9 protein-coding genes are annotated in these 6,543 nt (G+C 49.6%); all 9 read left to right on the forward strand.

Annotation, left to right across the window (positions count from 1 at the left end):
* Window positions 1-138 precede the first annotated feature (138 nt).
* The 9 genes from BUE76_RS10965 (at window position 139) to rimO (ending at window position 6,453) form a co-directional block, all read left to right on the forward strand.
* Window positions 139-363, forward strand: a complete 225-nt coding sequence (locus BUE76_RS10965) for a hypothetical protein (protein ID WP_143157406.1) — start codon at window positions 139-141, stop codon at window positions 361-363.
* A gap of 91 nt (window positions 364-454) precedes the next feature.
* Window positions 455-691, forward strand: a complete 237-nt coding sequence (gene rpmB, locus BUE76_RS10970) for a 50S ribosomal protein L28 (protein WP_073046176.1) — start codon at window positions 455-457, stop codon at window positions 689-691.
* Window positions 692-814: 123 nt separating this feature from the next.
* Window positions 815-997 carry a 50S ribosomal protein L33 gene (rpmG, locus tag BUE76_RS10975; RefSeq protein WP_073046178.1) on the forward strand — a complete coding sequence of 61 codons (183 nt, stop codon included), beginning with the start codon at window positions 815-817 and terminating at the stop codon, window positions 995-997.
* Window positions 998-1,121: 124 nt separating this feature from the next.
* On the forward strand, window positions 1,122-1,295 hold the full coding sequence (locus tag BUE76_RS10980; protein ID WP_073046180.1) for a DUF4295 domain-containing protein: 174 nt from the start codon (window positions 1,122-1,124) through the stop codon (window positions 1,293-1,295).
* A 320-nt stretch (window positions 1,296-1,615) separates the two neighbouring features.
* A complete protein-coding gene (gene ftsY, locus BUE76_RS10985; protein WP_073046183.1) occupies window positions 1,616-2,593 on the forward strand; it encodes a signal recognition particle-docking protein FtsY in 978 nt (325 codons plus the stop codon).
* A 20-nt stretch (window positions 2,594-2,613) separates the two neighbouring features.
* Window positions 2,614-3,162 (forward strand): RNA polymerase sigma factor, encoded by a 549-nt coding sequence (locus BUE76_RS10990; RefSeq protein WP_073046186.1) that lies wholly within the window; start codon window positions 2,614-2,616, stop codon window positions 3,160-3,162.
* Window positions 3,163-3,170: 8 nt separating this feature from the next.
* On the forward strand, window positions 3,171-4,046 hold the full coding sequence (locus BUE76_RS10995; protein ID WP_073046188.1) for an anti-sigma factor: 876 nt from the start codon (window positions 3,171-3,173) through the stop codon (window positions 4,044-4,046).
* Window positions 4,047-4,411: 365 nt separating this feature from the next.
* Window positions 4,412-4,963, forward strand: a complete 552-nt coding sequence (locus tag BUE76_RS11000; RefSeq protein ID WP_073046191.1) for a fasciclin domain-containing protein — start codon at window positions 4,412-4,414, stop codon at window positions 4,961-4,963.
* 182 nt (window positions 4,964-5,145) lie between these two features.
* Window positions 5,146-6,453 (forward strand): 30S ribosomal protein S12 methylthiotransferase RimO, encoded by a 1,308-nt coding sequence (gene rimO / locus BUE76_RS24205; protein ID WP_073046197.1) that lies wholly within the window; start codon window positions 5,146-5,148, stop codon window positions 6,451-6,453.
* The last annotated feature ends 90 nt before the right edge of the window (window positions 6,454-6,543 follow it).

Raw genomic sequence — 6,543 nt, forward strand, 5'->3', positions numbered from 1 at the left:
AATTTTCAGTGTAGGTGCTGCCTAGGCACAGATATCTGCATGTGCCGGAGTGACCGATATGGATTTTTCTTTTTTATCAAACAGCAAATGCCTTGCTTTCAAGAAACCTATTTGTGCAAACTCCTTTACATTCAACCCATGGACCCTTCAATCATCAACTACCTGGAGGAACTCTGCGACTTCCGGCGGGAAGTCCACCTCTCCTTTACCAGCGAGGCGGGAACCCCTGTTTCGCTGCACACAAAGATTTTGCGGGTGGAGCCGGAAGGGGAGGAACCTTTCCTCAAAACCGATGAGGGGATTACAATACCTTTGCGCCGGCTGCAACGGGTAAACGGCCGCCCCATGCGGCCTCTGGCCTGACAAATGCAGGAAAGTTTCACAGTTTTCTGCCCGATAAGTTTTTTGTTTAGGCACAAATCCCTACCTTTGCCGTCCAAAATTTTTCCAAGTCATGGCACGAGTATGTCAGGTTACAGGCAAAACGCCGATCGGTGGTCACAAGGTTTCGCACTCGAACATTAAGACCAAGCGTCGTTTCCTGCCCAATTTGCAAACAAAGCGTTTCTTCCTCGCTGAAGAAAACAAGTGGGTTGTTCTGAAGCTTTCTGCTGACGGCATCCGCACCATCAACAAGCGTGGTCTGCTGGCCGTAGTTAAAGAGCTGCGTGCACAGGGTCAACACATCTAAATTTAATGTGCTGATTAGCTAATGAGATAATGTGCTAATTGGCTAATTAGAGCAATTCAATAATTTTTTGGGCCGCTGCCTGCCAATTATCGGCACTTTGGCTCATTAGCAAATTCAATCACAATGGCAAAGAAAGGAAACCGCGTACAAGTAATCCTGGAATGCACCGAGCAGAAGACAACCGATGTGCCCGGTACCAGCCGTTACATTACCGTTAAGAACAAAAAGAATAACCCCGAGCGTCTGGAGCTGAAAAAATTCAACCCCAACCTGAAGAAGGTTACTGTTCACAAAGAAATCAAGTAAATGTGCTAATGAGCCAATTAGCCAATGTGCTAATGGCTTAGTAGCTTATTCAATAACTTTTTTGGGCTTTTGGCTGCGTGCATTAGCACATTAGCACATTGGCTCATTAGCTAATTAATTTGTCATGGCAAAAGCAGCATCAAAAAACGCGAAAGTAAAAGACTTGAAACAGGCGGCCGAGGCTAAGAACTGGACCAAGGTTATCCGCGCTGTACGCAGCCCCAAATCGGGCGCTTACACCTTCAAAGAGCAGATCGTTCACAAAGACAAAGTGACCGAATTCCTGGCTCAGAAGTAAGCCGCACTTGGGTGAATAATTTTGCGAAAGCTGTCCTTTAAAGGGATGGCTTTTGTTGTTTACCCCCTGTCCCCTTGAAGGGGGAACTTAGGTCGTAGTGGTTCTTTGCTTATATTGCGGCCGCTTTAGTTGAAGGGGAATAATGATGTAACCAACTGTAGCTTCACTATTGAGCTTTGGTTGCAGCATGCCCTGAACTGGTTTCAGGGTCGCACACTTCAGCGTTCAGCACATTATTCAACAATTTAAAATCACTCCTGCTTAACAGGGCTTGCGCATGGGCGCTCCCCTTCAGGGGCTGGGGGTGTGATTTGGCGGTTATGGGTTTCTTCGACAAACTTTTTGGCAAGCGCGATAAAGAAAAGGAAAAGGAAAGCCTCGACGAGGGCCTTCAGAAAACCAAGGATAATTTCTTTTCCAAGGTAACGAAGGCTATTGCGGGCAAAAGCACCGTGGATGAAGAAGTGCTCGACAGCCTGGAGGAAGCACTGGTAAGCGCAGATGTGGGCATTGAAACTACCGTTAAGATCATCGAAAGGGTAGAGGCCCGGGTTGCCCGCGACAAATACATCAATACTTCCGAACTAAACGGCATCCTGCAGGAAGAGATCGAAGCTACCCTGGTGGATGCCCCCACCGCTAACAACTACGACTTTCAAAGCGACCTGCCCAAGAAGCCCTATATCATCCTGGTAGTGGGCGTAAACGGTGTGGGTAAAACTACTACCATTGGCAAGCTGGCATACAACTTCAAGAAAGCCGGCAAAGAAGTGCTGCTGGGTGCCGCTGATACCTTCCGTGCGGCAGCAGTAGACCAGCTGACCATCTGGAGCGAACGCACCGGTGTGCCCATTGTAAAACAGGCCATGGGTTCCGATCCTGCAGCCGTGGCTTTTGACACCGTTTCCAGTGCCGTGTCGCGGGGCTCCGATGTGGTGCTCATTGATACTGCGGGCCGCCTGCACAATAAAATCCACCTGATGGATGAACTGAGTAAGATCAGGCGTGTTATCCAGAAAGTTATTCCAGACGCACCCCACGAAGTGCTGCTGGTACTGGATGGTTCTACCGGGCAAAATGCACTGGAGCAGGCCAAACAGTTTACTGCAGCTACCGAAGTAACGGCACTGGCCATCACTAAATTGGATGGTACAGCAAAAGGCGGTGTGGTGCTGGCCATTGCCAACCAGTTTAAGATTCCTGTGAAGTTTATAGGTGTGGGCGAAAAGATGGAGGATTTACTGGTGTTTGACAAGCATGAATTTGTAGAAAGCCTATTCAATTTGGAAAGACGTTAATTTTACCCGCACATTCCCTTTTGCAAACAACCATTACATATAGCGAAACTGAACTGGTAGACAGACTGCAGGCCCACGATCAGGCTGCTTTCAGCTACCTGTACGATCATTACAGCAAAGCCCTGTTTGTCATCATCTACCAGGTGGTGCCCCAACAGGAACTAGCTGAAGATGTATTGCAGGAAGTGTTTGTAAAAATCTGGCAAAACGTTCGTTCTTATGATGCCACCAAAGGACGGCTGTATACCTGGATGCTCAATATTGCCCGCAACAGCGCCATCGACCGCACCCGGTCGAAAGATTTTAACAGGCAGGCTAAAACTACAGAGCTTACTGATAACGTATATGAAGGAAAGGATGGCGTGCACAGCCGCATCGATGATATAGGCCTGAAGAAAACTATTGAGCGCCTCCCTGAGGAAAACAGGCGCCTGTTGGAACTTTCCTATTTCCAGGGCTATACTCAGGATGAAATTGCAAAAATGATGGGCATACCCCTGGGCACTGTAAAAACACGCATCCGATCAACGCTGCTCCAGTTGCGCAAGCTGGTAGGCACAAACCGATAATAACCACCGTGGACCTGAGTTGTATCATATCATCCGGCGACCTTGAGCTATACGTACTGGGGTTACTGCCCCAGGACGAAGCTGCGAAAATTGCGCAGCTGGCTTTGTTGTTTCCTGAAATTCAGGAAGAACTGGATCGTATTGGTGAAACCTTGCTGGTAGTGGGCGATACCGCCCACCTGGCGCCTTCGCCCGGGTTGAAGACCGGACTGATGCAACAACTTCAGGAGCTAAAAGCTGCTGAGGACCAGGTTGCCGCACCCATCATTCCCCTGCAAACAGGCCGCAATCTTCCCTTGGAAGAACCTAATGAAGAGGATGGCATGGCACCGGTGGTGCAAATGCCTTCGGGCAGGCCTGCTACCAGAACCTGGCTTTCCGCTGCCTCTTTTATTGGTTTACTGCTGGCCACCGGTGGCGTGATCTTCCTGGCATCGCAAAGCAGTAAACAGCAACAGGCCCTTGCCTCGCTGGAGCAGACCCAATCGCAGCTTACCCGCCAGAACGTAGAGCTGCAAAGACAGCTGAACAACAGTAAGGATATGGTGGCCATGTTGCAGAGCGACCAGTTCCGGAAAATCAGCCTCAAGGCGGTTCCCGGAAAGCCCGATGCCCTGGTGCAGGTGTTGTGGAATACCCAAACAAAGGGTGTTTACGTGAGCAACCAGTCGCTGCCACAGCCACCCGCCGGCAGGCAATACCAGCTTTGGGCCATTGTGGACGGCAAGCCCGTTGATGCAGGTGTACTGAATGGTGCTACAGGTACCGTACAGTTTATGAAAAACTTTGAACGTGCCGAGGCATTTGCAATCACCCTGGAAAGGGCTGGCGGTAGTCCCACACCCACCATGGCGCAAATGTTCGTAATGGGTACCGTAGGTTAATTTTTTCCTTTTACACAAATTTAATAGTAGCGCTCTGCTGGTATCCCGCTGGCTTCCGTAATGGCAGGGCTTATCGAAAAAGCAGTTGCCTCCCTGGGTCATCCTACCTTGTTTGTTGTAGTATTTACCAGTAATCAGGTAAGTTTCTGCTACATACTTTGACCCCTTTGTTTTACCCTTTCGCCATTCGATAGTTTACCTCCAATCCCAATTTAATTTTTACGGTTAGGCAAGCCCGTTATTTGTTTAATTTTTTACAGTAGAAATAGCTGAAACCCGCAACTGGACTGTATTTCATTAATTTTTTCTCCTGAACTAAATCCATCATGTTTTTGTTTGCGTAAGTACATCCAAAATACAAAACCATGAAAAGAATCCTCTTTGCTGCCCTTGCAGTAGTAGCCCTTAACGCTGGTGCTTATGCACAGAAAACAGTGATGGTTGGTGGTGCCGCTATGTACCCAACCAAGAACATCGTGGAGAATGCCATCAACTCCAAAGACCACACAACACTGGTTGCCGCAGTAAAAGCAGCCGACCTGGTAGAAGCACTCCAGGGTGCCGGACCGCTCACCGTATTTGCACCCACCAATGCCGCTTTTGAAATGCTGCCCGCCGGTACGGTAGACAACCTGCTGAAGCCTGAAAACAAAGCCGCCCTTCAGGGGGTATTGAAGTACCATGTAGTAGCAGGCAAGTTCAATGCGAATGATGTAGTGAAACTGATCAAAGACAATGGCGGAAAAGCTACCATCCCCACACTTGCCGGTGGCAAGCTCTACGCCTCCCAGGATGAGCAGGGCGGTGTATGGATTTGGGACGAGAATGGTGGCAAGGCCAAAGTAACAATTGCCGATGTGAACCAGAAGAATGGCGTGATCCACGTGGTGGACCATGTACTGCTTCCCAAGATGTAAGAGTTTAAGGTTAGACCTCCCTATGTACTATCCCCTGCTTCGGCGGGGGATTTTTATTGTCCTTAACAGGAATACCAATGTATTGTGCGACCTTTGCGGCCCGGGAGCAAAACAGGTTAAGCTGCAGGTTTAGAACATAGACAATTTTCTCAGCCTTATTCTTTCCTTCCTCCTTAGAAAATATGAAAGCAAAAACACTCAAACGCGACAAGGTAAACATCATTACGCTGGGCTGCAGCAAAAACATGGTGGATAGTGAGGTGCTCAGCGGGCAACTGCTGGCCAACGAAATTGATGTGGTGCATGAAAGTGCCAAGCGCGATCACAACATTGTGATCGTAAACACCTGTGGCTTTATTGATAAGGCTAAAGAGGAAAGCGTAAACACCATTTTGGAGCAGGTGGCGCTGAAGCAAAAAGGCCGCCTCGATAAGGTATATGTTACCGGCTGTCTCAGCCAGCGTTACCGCGACGACCTGGAGCAGAGCATTCCAGAGGTTGATGCCTGGTTTGGCACCATGGAATTGCCCCTGATCCTGAAGCGTTTTGAAGCCGATTATAAAAGCGAACTCATTGGTGAGCGCCTGCTGGCAACGCCACAGCACTATGCGTACATGAAGATCGCCGAAGGATGCAACCGCACTTGTGCTTTCTGCGCCATTCCGCTGATGCGTGGTGCGCATACCAGCCGCAGCATCGAGGACCTGGTGGGTGAAGCTACCCGCCTGGCACAGCGTGGCGTCAAGGAGATCATGCTCATTGCCCAGGAGCTTACCTATTATGGTTTGGACCTGTACAAAAAGCGCATGCTCGCCGACCTGCTCCGTCACCTCAGCGACGTACCCGGCATCGAGTGGATCCGTTTGCACTATGCTTACCCGCACAAGTTCCCGATGGATGTGCTGGAAGTAATGCGCGAACGTCCCAACATTTGCAATTACCTCGACATGCCCCTGCAGCATGCCGCCGACAATATGCTCAAGGCTATGCGCCGCCAGATCACCCGTACCGAAATGGAAGAACTGGTGCAGGCCATCCGTGAAACCGTTCCGGGTATTTGCCTGCGTACAACGCTCATTGCAGGCTTCCCCGGCGAAACCCTCGACGATGTGGAAGAACTGAAAGCCTTCCTGGAACGCCAGCGGTTCGACCGCGTGGGCATCTTTACCTACAGCCACGAAGAAGACACGCCGGCTTATGGTTTGGTAGACAATGTGCCTGCCGAAGAAAAGCAACGCCGTGCCGAAGAGATCATGGCCGTGCAGCAGGAAATTTCTTACGAGAAAAACCAGGAGAAAGTAGGGCAGACCTTCAAGGTGATCATCGATAAAAAAGAAGCTGGCCGCTACCTTGGCCGCACCGAGTTTGACTCGGTGGAAGTAGACAATGAAGTGATCATCCACACCGATAAAAAGCTGCTCCCCGGCAATTTTGTCAACGTAAAGATCAGCCGCGCTTATGACTACGACCTGGAAGGCGAACTGGCCTAGGTCTTTGGGCTTTCGGATTCCGAGGTTTAAATGCAGTCTATAAGTTCTAATTTGTTTTTTATATAAAAAGCGGCCGCTTGACATGCAAGC

Origin of the sequence: Cnuella takakiae, assembly GCF_001953305.1 — a bacterium.
GTDB classification, from domain to species: domain Bacteria; phylum Bacteroidota; class Bacteroidia; order Chitinophagales; family Chitinophagaceae; genus Flavisolibacter; species Flavisolibacter takakiae.

What these genes read in the sequence shown, in the direction of transcription:
- rimO (WP_073046197.1), top strand. Translation starts at nt 5,146, where the DNA reads ATGAAAGCAAAAACACTCAAACGCGACAAGGTAAACATCATTACGCTG.
- ftsY (WP_073046183.1), top strand. Translation starts at nt 1,616, where the DNA reads ATGGGTTTCTTCGACAAACTTTTTGGCAAGCGCGATAAAGAAAAGGAA.
- rpmG (WP_073046178.1), top strand. Translation starts at nt 815, where the DNA reads ATGGCAAAGAAAGGAAACCGCGTACAAGTAATCCTGGAATGCACCGAG.
- rpmB (WP_073046176.1), top strand. Translation starts at nt 455, where the DNA reads ATGGCACGAGTATGTCAGGTTACAGGCAAAACGCCGATCGGTGGTCAC.
- BUE76_RS10965 (WP_143157406.1), top strand. Translation starts at nt 139, where the DNA reads ATGGACCCTTCAATCATCAACTACCTGGAGGAACTCTGCGACTTCCGG.
- BUE76_RS10980 (WP_073046180.1), top strand. Translation starts at nt 1,122, where the DNA reads ATGGCAAAAGCAGCATCAAAAAACGCGAAAGTAAAAGACTTGAAACAG.
- BUE76_RS11000 (WP_073046191.1), top strand. Translation starts at nt 4,412, where the DNA reads ATGAAAAGAATCCTCTTTGCTGCCCTTGCAGTAGTAGCCCTTAACGCT.